This window comes from Streptococcus oralis subsp. oralis, from assembly GCF_002096455.1.
Classification (GTDB): domain Bacteria; phylum Bacillota; class Bacilli; order Lactobacillales; family Streptococcaceae; genus Streptococcus; species Streptococcus oralis_CY.
On sequence record NZ_NCUL01000005.1, the window covers coordinates 26041 to 42622 of the forward strand.

Sequence of the window (16582 nt, forward strand, 5' to 3'; positions counted from 1 at the left end):
GGAAATAACATGACTAAACGCGCCTTAATCAGCGTCTCAGACAAAGCGGGCATTGTTGAATTTGCCCAAGAACTTAAAAAACTTGGTTGGGAGATTATCTCAACAGGTGGTACCAAAGTTGCCCTTGACAATGCTGGGGTGGAGACCATTGCAATTGATGATGTGACGGGCTTCCCAGAAATGATGGACGGTCGTGTCAAGACCCTTCACCCAAATATCCATGGTGGGCTCCTCGCTCGTCGTGATCTCGATAGCCACCTTGAGGCGGCTAAGGACAATAAGATCGAGCTTATCGACCTTGTAGTGGTCAACCTCTATCCTTTCAAGGAAACAATCCTCAAACCAGACGTGACGTACGCTGACGCAGTTGAAAATATCGATATCGGGGGGCCATCCATGCTTCGTTCAGCAGCTAAAAACCACGCTAGCGTAACGGTTGTGGTAGACCCTGCTGACTATGCAGTGGTTTTGGACGAGTTGTCAGCCAATGATGAAACGACTTACGAAACGCGTCAACGTTTGGCAGCTAAGGTTTTCCGTCACACAGCAGCTTATGATGCCTTGATTGCAGAATACTTCACAGCTCAAGTGGGTGAAGCAAAACCAGAAAAACTCACTTTGACCTATGACCTCAAGCAACCCATGCGTTACGGTGAAAACCCTCAACAAGATGCAGACTTCTACCAAAAAGCTCTTCCTACGGAATACTCCATTGCATCCGCTAAACAGCTAAACGGGAAAGAATTGTCCTTTAACAATATCCGTGATGCGGATGCAGCTATCCGTATCATCCGTGATTTCAAAGACCGTCCAACTGTTGTGGCTCTCAAACACATGAACCCATGTGGAATCGGTCAGGCTGACAACATTGAAACAGCTTGGGACTACGCTTATGAATCTGACCCAGTGTCTATCTTTGGTGGAATTGTCGTCCTTAACCGTGAGGTGGATGCTGCGACAGCTCAAAAAATGCACGGTGTCTTCCTCGAAATCATCATCGCACCAAGCTATACGGATGAAGCGCTAGCTATTTTGACAAACAAAAAGAAAAACTTGCGCATCCTTGCCTTGCCATTTGACGCTCAAGAGGCCAGTGAAGTGGAAGCAGAGTACACAGGTGTAGTAGGTGGACTTCTTGTGCAAAACCAAGACGTGGTCAAAGAAAGCCCGACTGACTGGCAAGTGGTGACCAAACGCCAGCCAACCGAGACAGAAGCGACAGCCCTTGAGTTCGCTTGGAAGGCTATCAAGTACGTCAAATCGAACGGTATCATCATCACCAACGACCACATGACACTTGGTGTTGGGCCAGGTCAAACCAATCGTGTGGCTTCAGTCCGCATCGCTATTGACCAAGCTAAAGATTGTCTTAACGGTGCTGTTCTTGCTTCAGATGCCTTCTTCCCATTTGCGGATAACGTGGAAGAAATCGCCAAGGCAGGAATTAAGGCCATCATCCAGCCGGGTGGATCAGTACGTGACCAAGAATCCATCGAAGCTGCGGATAAATATGGCTTGACCATGGTCTTCACAGGCGTGAGGCATTTTAGACATTAAAAAACGAAAGGGAAGAAAACAGTTTCTTTCCTTTTTTGGCTTAAAATGCTAAGTGAAACAAGATTAAAACGAACGTTTATGGTATAATATTGGTAAATAATTCGCAAAAGAGGTTGAGAGATGAAGCTGTTAGTTGTCGGTTCGGGTGGTCGTGAACATGCGATTGCTAAGAAGTTGCTTGAATCAAAAGACGTTGAAAATGTCTTTGTAGCTCCTGGAAATGACGGGATGACTTTGGATGGTCTGGAATTGGCAAACATCGCTATTTCCGAACATTCTAAGTTAATTGAGTTTGCAAAGGCCAACGATATTGCTTGGACCTTCATCGGGCCAGATGATGCCCTTGCTGCTGGTATCGTGGATGATTTTAACAAAGCTGGGCTCAAGACTTTTGGTCCGACTAGGGCTGCAGCGGAGCTGGAGTGGTCCAAGGATTTTGCTAAGGAAATCATGGTCAAATATGACGTTCCGACAGCAGCCTATGGCACATTTTCAGATTTCGAGGAGGCCAAGGCTTATATCGAGGAGAAAGGTGCTCCAATCGTCGTCAAGGCGGATGGCTTGGCTCTTGGGAAAGGTGTTGTCGTTGCTGAGACAGTTGAACAAGCGGTCGAAGCCGCTCACGAGATGCTCTTAGACAATAAGTTCGGTGACTCGGGGGCGCGAGTGGTCATCGAGGAATTCCTTGACGGAGAAGAGTTCTCTCTCTTTGCCTTTGTCAATGGGGACAAGTTCTACATCATGCCAACGGCTCAGGACCATAAACGTGCCTATGACGGCGACAAGGGCCCTAACACGGGCGGTATGGGAGCTTATGCGCCAGTTCCTCACTTGCCACAGAGCGTGGTTGACACAGCGGTTGACACCATTGTCAAGCCAGTCCTTGAAGGGATGATCAAAGAAGGTCGTCCGTATCTTGGTGTCCTTTACGCGGGACTTATTTTGACTGCTGACGGTCCGAAGGTCATCGAGTTCAACGCTCGATTTGGAGATCCCGAAACTCAGATTATCCTGCCTCGTTTGACATCTGACTTTGCGCAAAATATCACGGATATTCTCGATAGCAAGGAGCCGAACATCACGTGGACGGACAAGGGCGTGACTCTGGGTGTGGTTGTCGCATCCAAGGGCTACCCGCTAGACTATGAAAAAGGCGTCAAGCTTCCAGCCAAGACCGAAGACGACATCATTACCTACTATGCAGGGGCTAAGTTTGCGGAAAATAGCAGAGCACTGCTATCCAACGGCGGACGAGTTTATATGCTAGTTACCACAGCAGACACCGTGAAAGAAGCCCAAGAAACCATCTACCAAGAACTCTCCCAACAAAACACAGAAGGCCTCTTTTACCGAAGAGATATCGGAAGCAAGGCTATAAAAGATTAACAGATACTAAATTTGTCAATGGCGAGCCAAAGCGAGCCAAAGTAAGATAATGGTCGCAGTAGTGGAACTCCTAGTAGCAAAGCTACTAGGAGCGGAAAACTGGAGACTCAGGCTCCAGTTTTAGTAATGGAACGCCATAGGCGGTCGCTTACGTCCGCACTACATTAGACGATTATTAAAAAAGGAGAAGAAATGAAACCAGTAATTTCCATTATTATGGGCTCAAAATCCGACTGGGCAACCATGCAAAAAACAGCAGAAGTTCTAGATCGCTTCGGCGTAGCCTACGAAAAGAAAGTTGTTTCTGCCCACCGCACACCAGACCTCATGTTCAGACATGCGGAGGAAGCTCGTAGTCGCGGTATCAAGGTCATTATCGCAGGTGCAGGTGGCGCAGCCCATTTGCCAGGAATGGTCGCAGCCAAAACAACCCTTCCTGTCATCGGTGTACCGGTCAAATCGCGCGCTCTTAGTGGCGTGGATTCGCTCTACTCTATCGTACAGATGCCAGGTGGCGTGCCTGTTGCGACAATGGCTATCGGTGAGGCAGGTGCGACCAATGCTGCCCTCTTTGCCCTCCGTCTTCTCTCAGTAGAAGATCAGGCTATCGCGACAGCATTGGCAGATTTCGCAGAAGAGCAAGGAAAAATCGCAGAGGAGTCAACAAATGAGCTCATCTAAAACAATCGGAATTATCGGTGGTGGTCAGCTGGGTCAGATGATGGCCATTTCTGCTATCTACATGGGGCACAAGGTTATCGCGCTGGATCCTGCGGAGGATTGCCCAGCCTCTCGCGTGGCGGAGATCGTCGTGGCTCCTTATAACGATGTGGCTGCCCTCCATCAGTTGGCTGAGCGTTGCGATGTCCTCACCTATGAATTTGAAAATGTCGATGCTGACGGCTTGGATGCTGTCATCAAGGATGGACAACTCCCTCAAGGAACAGATCTCCTTCGCATTTCTCAAAATCGCATTTTTGAAAAGGACTTTCTTTCAAATAAGGCTCAAGTCACTGTGGCACCCTACAAGGTTGTGACTTCAAATCAAGATTTGGCAGATATTGACCTTTCTAAAAACTATGTCCTCAAGACTGCGACAGGTGGCTACGATGGGCATGGGCAAAAGGTCATTCGCTCAGCAGAAGATTTGGAAGAAGCCTATGCGCTGGCTGATTCTGCAGACTGTGTCTTGGAAGAATTTGTCAACTTTGACCTTGAGATTTCAGTCATCGTGTCTGGTAATGGCAAGGACGTGACAGTTTTTCCGGTTCAGGAAAATATCCACCGCAACAATATCCTGTCTAAGACCATTGTCCCAGCTCGCATTTCAGAAAGTCTAGCTGAAAAAGCAAAAGCTATGGCCGTGAGAATCGCTGAGCAACTCAACTTGTCTGGAACGCTGTGCGTGGAAATGTTTGCGACTGCTGACGACATCATTGTCAATGAAATTGCGCCACGTCCACACAACTCTGGGCACTACTCTATCGAAGCCTGCGACTTCTCACAATTTGACACCCATATCTTGGGTGTTCTTGGAGCACCATTGCCAGCTATCAAACTACATGCGCCTGCTGTGATGCTCAATGTTCTCGGTCAGCATGTCGAGGCCGCTGAGAAATATGTCGCAGAAAATCCAAGCGCCCACCTCCACCTGTATGGTAAAATAGAAGCGAAGCACAACCGCAAGATGGGACATGTGACTTTGTTTAGTGATGTGCCGGATAGTGTGGTTGAGTTTGGTTGTGAGAAACAATATTAAGAACTTCTAGCGTTATAAGATTATTTGTTTTTAGCTACGGCGAACTGAAAAATTATTATTTTAATTAAAAAAAGACAGAATAGTAAAATTTGGAGTGAGAAAAATATGAAAGTTAAAATTACAAACTTGAGAGCGTTAAGTGATACTGGTGAGATAAAAATTTCTCCACTCACAGTTCTTTTAGGAAAAAATAGTGTTGGGAAAAGTACCTTTGCTAGATCATTTTCTTTGATGAAACAGAGCTTATTTATTAATAGAAGTGAACCAGTTTTATGGTACTCGCCAGATTTAGTAGATTTTGGCTCTTTTGAAGATAGTGTTACAAAGGAACGAGATGAAATTGAATTTGAATATTCTTTTGAGCAGTCTATGGAAGATTTTGAGTCATTCTCTAATTATAATTTTTTATGGAGTAGGCTTTCGTTAAATAATAGTATCTATGAAGATGTTAACAAAGAAATAACTGTAAGATTTTCTATTAAAAAAAACAAAATTGACCACGTTAACATAAGGTTTCTCGACTTTAATTATCAAATAAAGTATGATACTAGATATAAGGTTGAATCATTTATTATAAATAATATTCCGACTTCATTAGGTGATTTGTTTAGTAGAAGTGATTTTCGTCTTGGAGAGATAATTCCACAGATTCATCTTAAAAAAAACTCCGAGGAATTATCTAATAATTTTCCATTTGGCGGGAGGTCACTTGGTTTAGTAAGTTTGAAAGAAATCGAACGGTTATTCGATAAAATTAAGGATGGTAGGACAAATAGAAATACAATACAAAACATTCTGAACAAATTAATACTAGGAGATTATACGAATTTTGAAAAAGATTTTGAGAAAACGATTGAAAGTTGGAAAACGATTTATCAAAAATATTTGGGATTAACAATTGATGAACGTCAAAATTTCACATCTAAATTGTATAGTTTAATAGGAGAAGTTTATTATAATTCAGTCGTTGATCTAATTAATGACTATTTAAGCGACTACTTTAGTGAAGTACAGTATATAGCACCTATTCGAGCTACTGCGGAAAGATATTACCGAATCCAAGGGGTGCTACTTAATGAAATTACTTCTCAAGGTGAGAATGTCCCCATGATTTTATATAATTTGAAGCCATCAGAAAAAAAAGACTGGAAAGAATGGACAAGAAAAAATTTTGATGGAATTGAATTTGATGTAAGACAAGATTCGTCTAATTTATCATTAATTTTATCTCAATCCGGTCAAGTTATTAATTTGGCTGATACAGGATTTGGTTATTCTCAAATACTGCCAATCTTATTGTATTTATGGCGAAAAACTAAAATAAAAAGAACTCGTTATAGAAGAGCTTTTAGGGGTGTAAGTAGTAACCAGTCATTACTTATTATTGAACAGCCAGAGTTACATTTACATCCAGCATTACAAGCTAATTTAATTGACTCGTTTGCACGAATAGTGAAAAATGAAAAATTAGATGTTTCGATAATCATTGAAACACACAGCGACACAATTGTTAATAGATTGGGAGAACATGTGATTTCAAATAAATCAAATATTAATAGTGAAGATGTGAATTTAGTTTTCTTTGAAGAGGATAAAGAAAATAATGGACTTGCAAAATTGAGACAAATTAAATTTGATGAACAAGGACGATTAAAAGGATGGCCAGTTGGTTTCTTTGAGCCGGGACCAATTATATCTTTTGTAGGAGATACAAAAAATGTTGATTAGTATCTCTCCAGAAATAATAAGTGCAATAGTTGCAGCTAGCATATCTGAGGAGCAACTTAAATATCTTACAAAGTCCCTTGCACACGTTGTTGAGTCGAATGCAAATATCCTTAGTCTTAAAGAAAATCCGAAGAGGGATGACACATATTATTCTTTGCTACATCACAAGAGAGTTGATGATAGATTGAAAGAAATTATAAGTATGCTTACGAATCAATTTAAGAATACTTCGAATATGTATGAGTATGTTAATCGATACGTTGAAATCACAATCAGCCGTACAGAATTTTATGAAGAAAATGGGGCGGGTATTCTTTATTTAAGTTTAGATTATATATGTAAAAATAAATTAAATTTACAGAATCCAATACAAATTTTAGGAGAAGATGACTTAGATTCAATATTTTTTAAAGATCTAGGAGAATTATATGGTCAACATAATTTTTCTATAGATGAACGAAGAAATCTGTATTATGATACTTTATGTTTTAAAATAGGTACTGGCTCAGGAGGAAATATAGATAGACGGATTGAGACTGAAGTAGCTACGAATAAAGAAATAACAATTGCCATAGCTGATAGTGATATTAAATATGAAGGTGGAGAATACGGAGAAACTGCCAAGAACTTGCTTATTGGAAAGGGAAAATTACTATCTAATTATAATTACCATCATTTTGAAGCAATGATATTGGAGGTTCATGAGAAAGAGAATCTGATAAAACCTTCAGAATATCTCTCTAATGGCTTGAAAAATTCATTTATTCAATCATACTGTAGCATAGAAAAAAATAGGAATTTAATAGAATATCTAAAATATTTAGACTATAAGTCAGGTATGGAGAGGTATTGTAATGGATTGAATAATCAAAACAAAATTCACGATTATGAGAATTTCTATTCTACGTTAGAAGTTCATTTTCCGGAATATAAGAGATTTAATTTAGGAAGAAAATGTATGTCAGATATAAATGTTTCTCAACTTAATTTAAATGGAAGTGATATCATATCATTAATTCGGAGAGAATTAAGTCAAGTGTTCTGGTCGTGGGGGATTTCGAAAAATGAGCAATATTTGAAGATATAGAGCATGAATTGTTATAAAAAAGTTATAAAATTAGAGAGGCTAGAGTCTTTTGTTTATTGGTTAAGACTAGCAAAAAAAGATAAGAGGAGAGTTTAAGTGATTGAACTTGGGATAAAAGCCTCTCTCTCCTGTAAAATATACAAAGAAAGGAACAAGGGCACCGTATCCTCTAAATTGAATACGGCTACGGACTTCTTAATTTAAATAAAGAAAGGGAATGGGCATCTAGTTTGCAGAACTGAACCCGGGCGGAAAGCTCGGAATTTAGATAAACCTCCTAGGACGCAAGCGTCCGTTGTTGGTTTCCTAAAATTTAGTCGCTTTCTATACGCCCTTGGTATCTTAATCATGATCAACCGTTACTCTCGCCCTGAGATGGCGAACATTTGGAGTGAAGAAAATAAATACCGTGCTTGGCTTGAGGTGGAAATCTTGGCTGACGAGGCATGGGCTGAGTTGGGGGAAATCCCTAAGGAAGATGTGGCTTTGATTCGCGAGAAGGCGGACTTTGACATCGACCGTATTTTGGAGATTGAGCAGCAAACTCGTCACGATGTGGTTGCCTTCACACGTGCGGTTTCTGAGACTCTTGGTGAAGAGCGCAAGTGGGTCCACTATGGCTTGACTTCTACTGACGTGGTGGATACTGCCTATGGTTACCTCTACAAGCAGGCCAATGACATCATCCGTCGTGACCTTGAAAACTTCACCAACATCATCGCTGATAAGGCTAAGGAGCACAAGTTCACCATCATGATGGGTCGTACCCACGGTGTGCACGCTGAGCCGACAACTTTTGGTCTTAAATTGGCCACTTGGTACAGCGAAATGAAGCGCAATATCGAACGTTTCGAGCATGCGGCTGCTGGTGTAGAAGCTGGTAAGATTTCTGGTGCGGTTGGGAACTTTGCCAACATTCCACCATTCGTTGAAAAATACGTCTGCGACAAATTGGGTATCCGTGCCCAAGAAATCTCTACACAGGTCCTTCCTCGTGACCTTCACGCTGAGTACTTTGCAGTTCTTGCTAGCATCGCGACTTCCATCGAGCGTATGGCAACGGAAATCCGTGGTCTGCAAAAGTCTGAGCAGCGCGAAGTGGAAGAGTTCTTTGCCAAAGGCCAAAAAGGTTCATCTGCAATGCCTCACAAACGCAACCCAATCGGTTCTGAGAACATGACAGGTCTGGCGCGTGTCATCCGTGGTCACATGGTGACAGCCTATGAAAACGTCGCTCTCTGGCACGAACGTGATATTTCTCACTCATCAGCTGAGCGCATCATCACACCGGACACGACCATTTTGATTGACTACATGCTTAACCGTTTCGGAAATATCGTCAAGAACTTGACGGTCTTCCCAGAAAACATGATCCGCAACATGAACTCTACGTTTGGTCTTATCTTTAGCCAACGTGCTATGTTGACCTTGATTGAAAAAGGCATGACACGTGAGCAAGCTTACGACCTTGTGCAACCAAAAACAGCCTACTCTTGGGATAACCAAGTAGACTTTAAACCGCTTCTGGAAGCAGATCCAGAAGTGACATCGCGCCTTACACAAGAGGAAATCGACGAAATCTTCAACCCTGCATACTACACTAAACGAGTGGATGATATCTTTGAACGTATCGGACTCGGTGATTAATCCTAACAATAAAAAGCGAGATTTAATCTCGCTTTTTTGTATGCTTATCGAAGGGATTAATCTTCTTTTCTCTTAGTGAGTCCGTAGGCTGCTAGTGTGGCCATGAGTCCTGCTGCGACTAAGCCCGCAGAGTCTTGACTTCCTGTTGCAGGGAGTTGTTTTTCATCTGCTTTGCTAGTAGTTGTTTCAGCTTGCTCAGCTTTCTCAACGGCAGTTCCGACTTCGACCACCTGAGCGACCGCTTCCTGCGATACCGCACTATTGACAAGGGTTCTTTCTTCTTTGCCGTCAGCAGTGGTGCTGACAGAGTAGAAGACGGTACGGCGACCATTTACTCCGGAAACGACTACTTGACTTTGTCCTTTTGGTAATTGAGAATTTTCACGTGTTACGGTAGTGAACGGAATCTCTTCTTCTTGGATATCCAGTCTTGGTTTCGCTTCGGCAGCTGGAGCAAGACCACTTTCATCCCCTTTGTGAGTAATAGGGGCACCGATTTCAACCACTTGGGTCACAGGTTCTTTGGTTACTTGGCTATCTAGAACCGTTTCTGTTTGTTTCCCATTTTCAGTAAGGACAGAGATGTAATGAGTGCGTTCGCCCTCTACACCAGGTGTGATAATCTTTTTCTGACCAGCTGGGAGGTTCGGATTTTCCTTCTTGATAACTTCAAATGGAATCTTTTCTGCTCTTGTGATGAGTTCTGGTTTGGTTTCAACATTGGCAGCTAGTTCGTTTTCATCGAGGCTTCCTGAGTGGGTTGCTGCTGGTTTAAGGCCTAGGCGGGCTGCCTTGAGTTTGGCTACGAGAGCGTCTAACTCGGCTTGTTTGCTGCGGTTAAGGTTGTAGTTGAGAGCTTCTTTAGCTGCATTTAGGGCATCCAAGCTTTCCTTGCTGTATCCATCCAAGTTTGCAGGGATTTGAGCAAGTTCCTCACGGAGTGCGTTGTAGTTAGCGCGGAAGTAGTCTTTATTGTGGTCTGCAAAGGCAGTCATGAGTTCAAAGATTTCTTCTTCCTTGTACTCAGCACTTGGTTTATCTGCCCAGATAGCAAGCATGCTTCCGACGGTTGGAAGGTCTACTTCTGGATACTTGGTAGATGCAAGCTGGTTAAATGGTACTTTGCCAGAGTTTTCAAGTGCTTTTGATAGTGGGTAGGCTTCATCTGGTTTGTGATTACCTAGGACGTAGTACCAGTCTCCGTTGGTGTTGAGGAGTTTATATCCTTTGCTTGCTAGGTACTGAGGCGTTGCAAGGTTGTAACCCCACCATCCCTTAGACCAGTAAGAGATGATGACATCCTTGTCAAACTCAACATCATCCTTGTCCTCGTAGTAGAAGCCATCGTTGAAGGCCATTGGTTGAAGGCCTCTTTCTTTGGCCATAGCAGCAAGAGTGTTAGAGTACTCAGCAAACTTGCCATAGAGTCCATACCATTTGAGGTAGTACCAGCCTTGAGCGTTGGTGGCATCATTGGCATATTCGTCTGTACCGTAGTTGAAGATCTTAGTTTTGCCTGCAAAGAAGTCCATGTACTTGCCGATGAGGGCTTTGACAAAGTTCATCGCCTCTTCGTTTTCGAGGTCCATGGTTGTTTTGGAGACCTTGTCAAAGTTGGCTTGAGGATTCTTGATTCCAAGTTTTTCCATAGCAACGAGCATGGCATCCATGTGACCTGGGCTGTTGATCGCTGGGATGAGTCCAACACCTTTTGATTTTGCGTACTCGATCAATTCAGTGATTTCAGCCTGGCTAAGAGTGGTTCCGTTTGGATCATCGTAGTAAGCTTTTGTTCCTTCGATGATGGCCTTTTTGACATCATCACTTGCATAAGTTTTTCCGTTAGCTGTGATGGTCATGTCATCAAGGAGGAAGCGAAGTCCATCGTTTCCTAGGAGAAGATGCACATCAGAGTAGCCGAGCTCGCTCGCCTTGTCTACGATACGTTTGAGTTGGTCGAGCGTGAAGTACTTACGTCCAGCATCGATGGAGATTACCTTGTTCTTGGCAAGTTTTTCAACTTCACGTTTCGCGTCTTCTTCTTTTTGAGCCTCTGGTGTGAAGGTCAAATTGCTTACAGCTTCTTGGAGTTTCGCGATTGCTTGGTCAATGGTGTCTTGTTGGGCACGGCTGAGGTTGTTATCGAGTGAGCGAATGGCTTTTTCAGCTTCTTTTACAGCTGTGACACTTTCTGCAGTATAGCGGTTAAGGTCTGTTGGGACTTCTTTCAGAGCTTGCTCAGCAGACTCATAGTCAGCTGCGAAGTATTCAGCATTGGCATTTGCGAAGCTTCGCATGAGTTTGAAGAGGCGTGATGGTGAATAGCGTGCAGATGGGGTGTCCGCCCAAGCAGCTACCATACCCCCGATGAACGGGATAGTAGCCCCATCAGATTTTGGTACAGAAGTGATTGGAGTGTTCTTGATACCATTGAGTCCTTGGTCGAGGTTGTACCAGCCTTGGCCATCGGCATTTCGTCCGAGGACGTAGTACCAAGCATCGTTGGTATTAAGGATTTGGTGGCCTTTTTCAACTAGAAGTTTAGAAGAAGCGACGTCGTATCCGCCCCATCCACCAGTCCACATTGAAACGATGATGTCTTTGTCAAAAGTACCAAAGCTAGTGTCGCTATTATAGTAGATACCGTCGTTAAAGGCCATTGGTTTGAGACCGTGAGATTTGACGATGCGAGCAAGGTCGTTAGCGTAGGCGATAAATTTATCATAACCCTTGTCTGGGAAACCATCTTCTGGATACCATTTATAGGCTTGAAGAACGCTCCAGCCTTTAGCGTCTGTAGCATCATTGGCGTACTCGTCTAGTCCGATATTGAAAATATCAGTTTTTCCAGCAAAGTATGCAGCATACTTGTCGATCAGGGCTTTGGTAAACTCAACAGCTTCTTTGTTATCCAGGTCAACGGTACGAGCAGATTCCTTACCAAAGTAGTTGAAGTTCGGTTTTTGGATACCTAGTTCTTTCATGGCATGCAAAATCGCATCCATGTGCCCAGGGCTATTAACGGTTGGGATTAGTCCGATACCCTTATCTTTGGCATAGTTAATCAAGTCCGTCATCTGGCTCTCTGTCAAGTGGTTGCCATTTGGATCCTTGTAGTAGGCATCTGTTCCATTTTCGAGCGCACGTTTGACATCATCACTTGCATAGGTTTTACCATTGGCTGTGATCGTCATGTCGTCCAACATAAAACGCATGCCGTCATTTCCAACTAGTAGATGAAGATCAGTATAACCGTAGTGTTTGGCTTTGTCGATGATTTCTTTGAGTTGGTCTGGAGAGAAGTACTTGCGTCCAGCGTCGATTGAGATCATTTTTCTTTTTGCCAGTTTTTCATTTACCTGAGGTGCTCGTTCCGTACTAGGAGTGGTTACTGCAGGTGTGGCTGCTTCATTTTTCTTTTCTGAAGGAGAGTTTTCTGCAGGAGTTTCAGCTGGGGCAGGACTCTCTTTCTCGGCAGTAGGCGTTGGAGCAGCATTTTCTGTCACAACTGGTGCGCTTGACTCTTCTGTTTTTGGAGCAACTGTTCGAGGAGCCTCCTGGTCTTCTTTGACCTCCTCTTTTACAAGTTTGTCAGCCTTTTCTTCCAGTTTTTCTGGGACCTTGGAGTCTACAGCTTCTTCGGTTGCTTGTGGACTCTCCTGAATCGTTTGAACAGTTTCTTCAGCTGTTGGAGCTGGAGTAATCCCATCTGCAGATACGACTTGTGCGCTAAAAGCAAATCCTATAAGTACAGAAGCTGCCCCAACCGCGTATTTACGGATGGAGAAGCGCTGTTTCTTTTCTAGTTTCATGACAAAACCTCCTTGTTATTATCATATATGATAGCGTTTACATAAAACCAATTTTATTTTATTATCTAAGGAGTAAAATGTCAAGTGGGTTTATATAAGAACTATAATAAATAGAGGAAATCATAAGATTTAGGAGAAATTTGCTAATAAGGGATAAAACAGAGGAAAAACCAAACGAAAATTTAACTTGTTTTTAGTAAAAATGCTACTAATTAAATAAGAGCCCTTCATAGCGTTTTCACAACTTCTTTCTCGTGCTATAATGAATAGAGAAAAAGCCTGAGCTAGGCTCAGGCTTTTTCTTAATGACCTCGGTTACATGAGATGAATTTGATTTTGTAGTAGTCTGCTCGCTTATAAGTTTCACTATAGGCAAGGACTTGGCCAGTGGCCTCAAGTTTTGTAGTCTTCGTTTGGAAGACAGTTGGGAATTGTGTATCGATTCCGAGTACAGAAGCAGCATGCTCTGGTGTTGGGAATGCGATTTCGTTGATTTCCTCAAAATGTTCATCACTCATGTGAATGCGGTAATCCAATTTGAAACGTGTATAGATAGAGCTATAATAGTCAAGATTTGGATAGTTGGCATTGATGTATTGCTCAGGAATATAAGATGTGTGGTAGATGTATGTCACGTCGTTTGTCTGACGAATACGTTCAATCTTATAGTAGAATTGATCTCCACGTAGTCCAAGTTTATCTAAATATTCAAGTTTGTTTCCGCGCTCGATAGAAAGGACAGTAACTTTATCGTCTTTTGTTTCAAAGATTTCGACATCAGAAAACTCAACGAGTTTGTGCTTACGGGCACGTGAAACGAAAGTACCTTTACCTTGTTGGCGGACAATGTAGCCGTCTTTAGCAAGGTCGTTCAAGGCACGAACAACTGTGATTGAACTCACATCGTACATCGCGATCAATTCGGCTTCTGTATAAAATTTATCTCCACTTGCAAATTGACCAGAGATGATTTTGTTTTTTAATTCATCTTTAATATATTGGTATTTAGGAATAGCCATAAATTTCACCTCGATTCTCTTTCTCCAATTTTGATTTTACCACAAATATAAAGAAAAGAGTAGTATTAAGGTCAAAAAATTAAAATAATAGACTAAAAATGTTATTTTACATGTAAAAAAATTCATTTGATGTTCTTGTGAATTATCATACATAAAAAGATCGTTTTCATGCTATTTTTAGATAATTTCGGTAAACGGTAAGTAAAAAAATAGAAAAATTTTAAATAATTTTCTAAAACCTATTGACAAATGCAAAAGATTTGATTATAGTTAATATTATAATAAATGAAAGCGCAAACTTAATTCGTCAGAGGTAATAACATGACCAGATTTAAAATTGAGGACGATTTCTATTTAGACGGAAAACCGTTCAAGATTTTGTCCGGCGCCATTCATTATTTTAGGATTCCAGCAGAGGATTGGTATCATTCTCTCTATAACTTAAAGGCGCTTGGCTTTAATACAGTCGAGACCTATGTGGCTTGGAATTTACACGAACCTGTTGAAGGGGAGTTTGATTTTGAAGGTGCCAGAAATTTGGAGAGATTTCTTCAAATTGCACAAGATCTAGGTCTCTATGCCATTGTACGCCCGTCTCCATTTATCTGTGCGGAATGGGAATTTGGTGGCTTGCCGGCTTGGCTCTTGACAAAGGACATGCGAATTCGCTCGTCCGACCCGGCCTACATCGAGGCTGTTGCTCGCTATTATGACCAATTATTGCCAAGGCTTGTGCCTCGCTTGTTGGATAATGGTGGAAACATTCTTATGATGCAAGTCGAAAATGAATATGGCTCTTATGGAGAAGATAAGTCTTATCTACGAGCAATTCGGAAATTGATGGAAGACCGAGGGATTGATTGCCCACTCTTTACTTCAGATGGCCCATGGAGGGCTACTCTGAAAGCCGGAACCTTGATCGAAGACGATCTCTTTGTGACAGGAAACTTCGGTTCTAAAGCTCCGTACAACTTTTCACAGATGCAGGAATTCTTTGATGAGCATGGCAAGAAATGGCCCCTCATGTGTATGGAATTCTGGGATGGTTGGTTCAACCGTTGGAAAGAACCCATCATCACTCGTGATCCTAAAGAATTGGCAGAAGCTGTTCGAGAGGTATTGGAGCAAGGCTCTATCAACCTTTACATGTTCCATGGTGGTACAAACTTTGGTTTCATGAATGGTTGCTCGGCTCGAGGAACTCTGGATTTGCCGCAAGTCACATCTTACGACTATGATGCCCTTCTCGATGAAGAAGGAAATCCAACTGCTAAATACTTAGCAGTCAAGAAGATGATGGCAACCCACTTCCCAGAGTATCCACAGTTGGAACCACTCTATAAGGAAAGCATGGAGATAGGGTCCATTCCATTGGTCGAAAAAGTTTCCTTGTTTGAAACCCTGGATAATCTCTCTAGTCCTACTGAAAGCCTCTATCCAAAAGCGATGGAAGAACTTGGTCAAAGTTATGGCTACCTTCTCTACCGCACGGAGGCAAGTTGGGATGCAGAAGAGGAACGTCTCCGTATCATCGATGGACGTGACCGAGCTCAACTCTTTGTAGATGGTCAATGGATTGCTACTCAATACCAGACAGAGATTGGCGAAGACATCTACTGTCAAGGCAACCGAGAAGGCTTTTCAGAGATTGACATCTTGATTGAAAATATGGGGCGTGTCAACTACGGACATAAGTTTTTGGCAGATACGCAGCGTAAAGGAATTCGAACAGGTGTCTGCAAGGATCTACATTTCTTACTGAATTGGAAACAATATCCACTGCCACTGGATAATCCTGAGAAGATTGATTTTTCAAAAGGATGGACAGAAGGACAACCAGCCTTTTACGCTTTCGACTTTACTGTTGAAGAGCCGAAGGATACCTACTTAGACTTGTCTGAGTTTGGTAAGGGAGTTGCCTTTGTCAACGGGCGTCACCTAGGGCGTTTCTGGAACGTCGGCCCGACCCTCTCACTTTATATCCCTCATAGTTATCTCAAGGAAGGTGCTAACCGCATCATCATCTTTGAAACTGAGGGCGAATATAAAGAAGAGATTCACTTAACTCGTAAACCTACACTAAAACACATAAAGGGGGAAAACTTATGACAATTGTAGGATGCCGTATCGATGGACGTTTGATCCACGGTCAAGTAGCCAATCTTTGGGCTGGAAAACTAAATGTTTCACGCATTATGGTTGTAGACGACGAAGTTGTTAACAACGATATTGAAAAGAGTGGTTTGAAACTTGCGACACCACCAGGTGTGAAACTCAGTATCTTGCCAGTTGAGAAAGCAGCAGCAAATATCCTTGCTGGTAAATACGATAGCCAACGTCTCTTTATCGTTGCACGTAAACCAGACCGTTTCCTTGGTTTGGTCGAAGCAGGTGTTCCGCTTGAAACACTCAACGTCGGCAATATGTCTCAAACACCAGAAACTCGCTCTATCACACGTTCTATCAACGTGGTAGACAAGGATGTGGAAGACTTCCACAAACTAGCAGAAAAAGGTGTGAAACTCACTGCTCAAATGGTTCCAAATGATCCAGTTTCAGACTTTTTGAGCTTATTAAAATAGGAAAA

General features: G+C 42.5%; 11 protein-coding genes. 9 read left to right on the top strand and 2 right to left on the bottom strand.

Annotated elements, in window-relative coordinates:
• The first annotated feature begins 9 nt into the window (after positions 1-9).
• The 7 genes from purH to purB all read left to right on the top strand — a co-directional run bounded on the left by purH (position 10) and on the right by purB (position 9164).
• Positions 10-1557, top strand: coding sequence for a bifunctional phosphoribosylaminoimidazolecarboxamide formyltransferase/IMP cyclohydrolase (gene purH, locus B7720_RS01655; protein ID WP_084856204.1), 1548 nt, complete (start codon positions 10-12; stop codon positions 1555-1557).
• A gap of 120 nt (positions 1558-1677) precedes the next feature.
• Positions 1678-2943, top strand: coding sequence for a phosphoribosylamine--glycine ligase (gene purD / locus B7720_RS01660; RefSeq protein ID WP_084856206.1), 1266 nt, complete (start codon positions 1678-1680; stop codon positions 2941-2943).
• A gap of 192 nt (positions 2944-3135) precedes the next feature.
• A complete protein-coding gene (purE, locus tag B7720_RS01665) occupies positions 3136-3624 on the top strand; it encodes a 5-(carboxyamino)imidazole ribonucleotide mutase (protein WP_000805606.1) in 489 nt (162 codons plus the stop codon).
• Positions 3611-4702: a 5-(carboxyamino)imidazole ribonucleotide synthase gene (purK, locus tag B7720_RS01670; protein ID WP_239828062.1), complete on the top strand. Its 1092-nt coding sequence runs from the start codon at positions 3611-3613 to the stop codon at positions 4700-4702. Before purE ends, purK begins: the two co-directional genes overlap by 14 nt.
• Positions 4703-4807: 105 nt before the next feature.
• Positions 4808-6430, top strand: coding sequence for a DUF3696 domain-containing protein (locus B7720_RS01675; RefSeq protein WP_084856209.1), 1623 nt, complete (start codon positions 4808-4810; stop codon positions 6428-6430).
• Positions 6420-7517: a hypothetical protein gene (locus B7720_RS01680; protein WP_239828063.1), complete on the top strand. Its 1098-nt coding sequence runs from the start codon at positions 6420-6422 to the stop codon at positions 7515-7517. Before B7720_RS01675 ends, B7720_RS01680 begins: the two co-directional genes overlap by 11 nt.
• Positions 7518-7865: 348 nt before the next feature.
• The gene (gene purB, locus B7720_RS01685; RefSeq protein WP_084856213.1) at positions 7866-9164 is read left to right on the top strand and encodes an adenylosuccinate lyase; all 1299 of its coding nucleotides are present in this window, start codon (positions 7866-7868) and stop codon (positions 9162-9164) included.
• Positions 9165-9220: 56 nt separating this feature from the next.
• Here the strand turns inward: purB and strH are convergent, their stop codons facing one another.
• Both strH and B7720_RS01695 read right to left on the bottom strand, forming a co-directional pair.
• Entirely contained in the window at positions 9221-12976 is a 3756-nt protein-coding gene (strH, locus tag B7720_RS01690; protein ID WP_084856215.1) for an LPXTG-anchored beta-N-acetylhexosaminidase StrH, read from the bottom strand.
• 302 nt (positions 12977-13278) lie between these two features.
• On the bottom strand, positions 13279-13995 hold the full coding sequence (locus tag B7720_RS01695) for a GntR family transcriptional regulator (RefSeq protein ID WP_001007181.1): 717 nt from the start codon (positions 13993-13995) through the stop codon (positions 13279-13281).
• A gap of 321 nt (positions 13996-14316) precedes the next feature.
• Between B7720_RS01695 and B7720_RS01700 the strand changes: the two genes are divergently transcribed.
• Positions 14317-16104 (top strand): glycoside hydrolase family 35 protein, encoded by a 1788-nt coding sequence (locus B7720_RS01700; protein WP_000196619.1) that lies wholly within the window; start codon positions 14317-14319, stop codon positions 16102-16104.
• Entirely contained in the window at positions 16101-16577 is a 477-nt protein-coding gene (locus tag B7720_RS01705; RefSeq protein ID WP_000156968.1) for a PTS sugar transporter subunit IIB, read from the top strand. The genes B7720_RS01700 and B7720_RS01705 overlap by 4 nt, the downstream gene beginning before the upstream one ends.
• The last annotated feature ends 5 nt before the right edge of the window (positions 16578-16582 follow it).

What these genes read in the sequence shown, in the direction of transcription:
- purK (WP_239828062.1), top strand. Translation starts at nt 3,611, where the DNA reads ATGAGCTCATCTAAAACAATCGGAATTATCGGTGGTGGTCAGCTGGGT.
- strH (WP_084856215.1), bottom strand. Translation starts at nt 12,976, where the DNA reads ATGAAACTAGAAAAGAAACAGCGCTTCTCCATCCGTAAATACGCGGTT.
- B7720_RS01695 (WP_001007181.1), bottom strand. Translation starts at nt 13,995, where the DNA reads ATGGCTATTCCTAAATACCAATATATTAAAGATGAATTAAAAAACAAA.
- purE (WP_000805606.1), top strand. Translation starts at nt 3,136, where the DNA reads ATGAAACCAGTAATTTCCATTATTATGGGCTCAAAATCCGACTGGGCA.
- B7720_RS01680 (WP_239828063.1), top strand. Translation starts at nt 6,420, where the DNA reads ATGTTGATTAGTATCTCTCCAGAAATAATAAGTGCAATAGTTGCAGCT.
- B7720_RS01675 (WP_084856209.1), top strand. Translation starts at nt 4,808, where the DNA reads ATGAAAGTTAAAATTACAAACTTGAGAGCGTTAAGTGATACTGGTGAG.
- purD (WP_084856206.1), top strand. Translation starts at nt 1,678, where the DNA reads ATGAAGCTGTTAGTTGTCGGTTCGGGTGGTCGTGAACATGCGATTGCT.
- B7720_RS01700 (WP_000196619.1), top strand. Translation starts at nt 14,317, where the DNA reads ATGACCAGATTTAAAATTGAGGACGATTTCTATTTAGACGGAAAACCG.
- purB (WP_084856213.1), top strand. Translation starts at nt 7,866, where the DNA reads ATGATCAACCGTTACTCTCGCCCTGAGATGGCGAACATTTGGAGTGAA.
- purH (WP_084856204.1), top strand. Translation starts at nt 10, where the DNA reads ATGACTAAACGCGCCTTAATCAGCGTCTCAGACAAAGCGGGCATTGTT.
- B7720_RS01705 (WP_000156968.1), top strand. Translation starts at nt 16,101, where the DNA reads ATGACAATTGTAGGATGCCGTATCGATGGACGTTTGATCCACGGTCAA.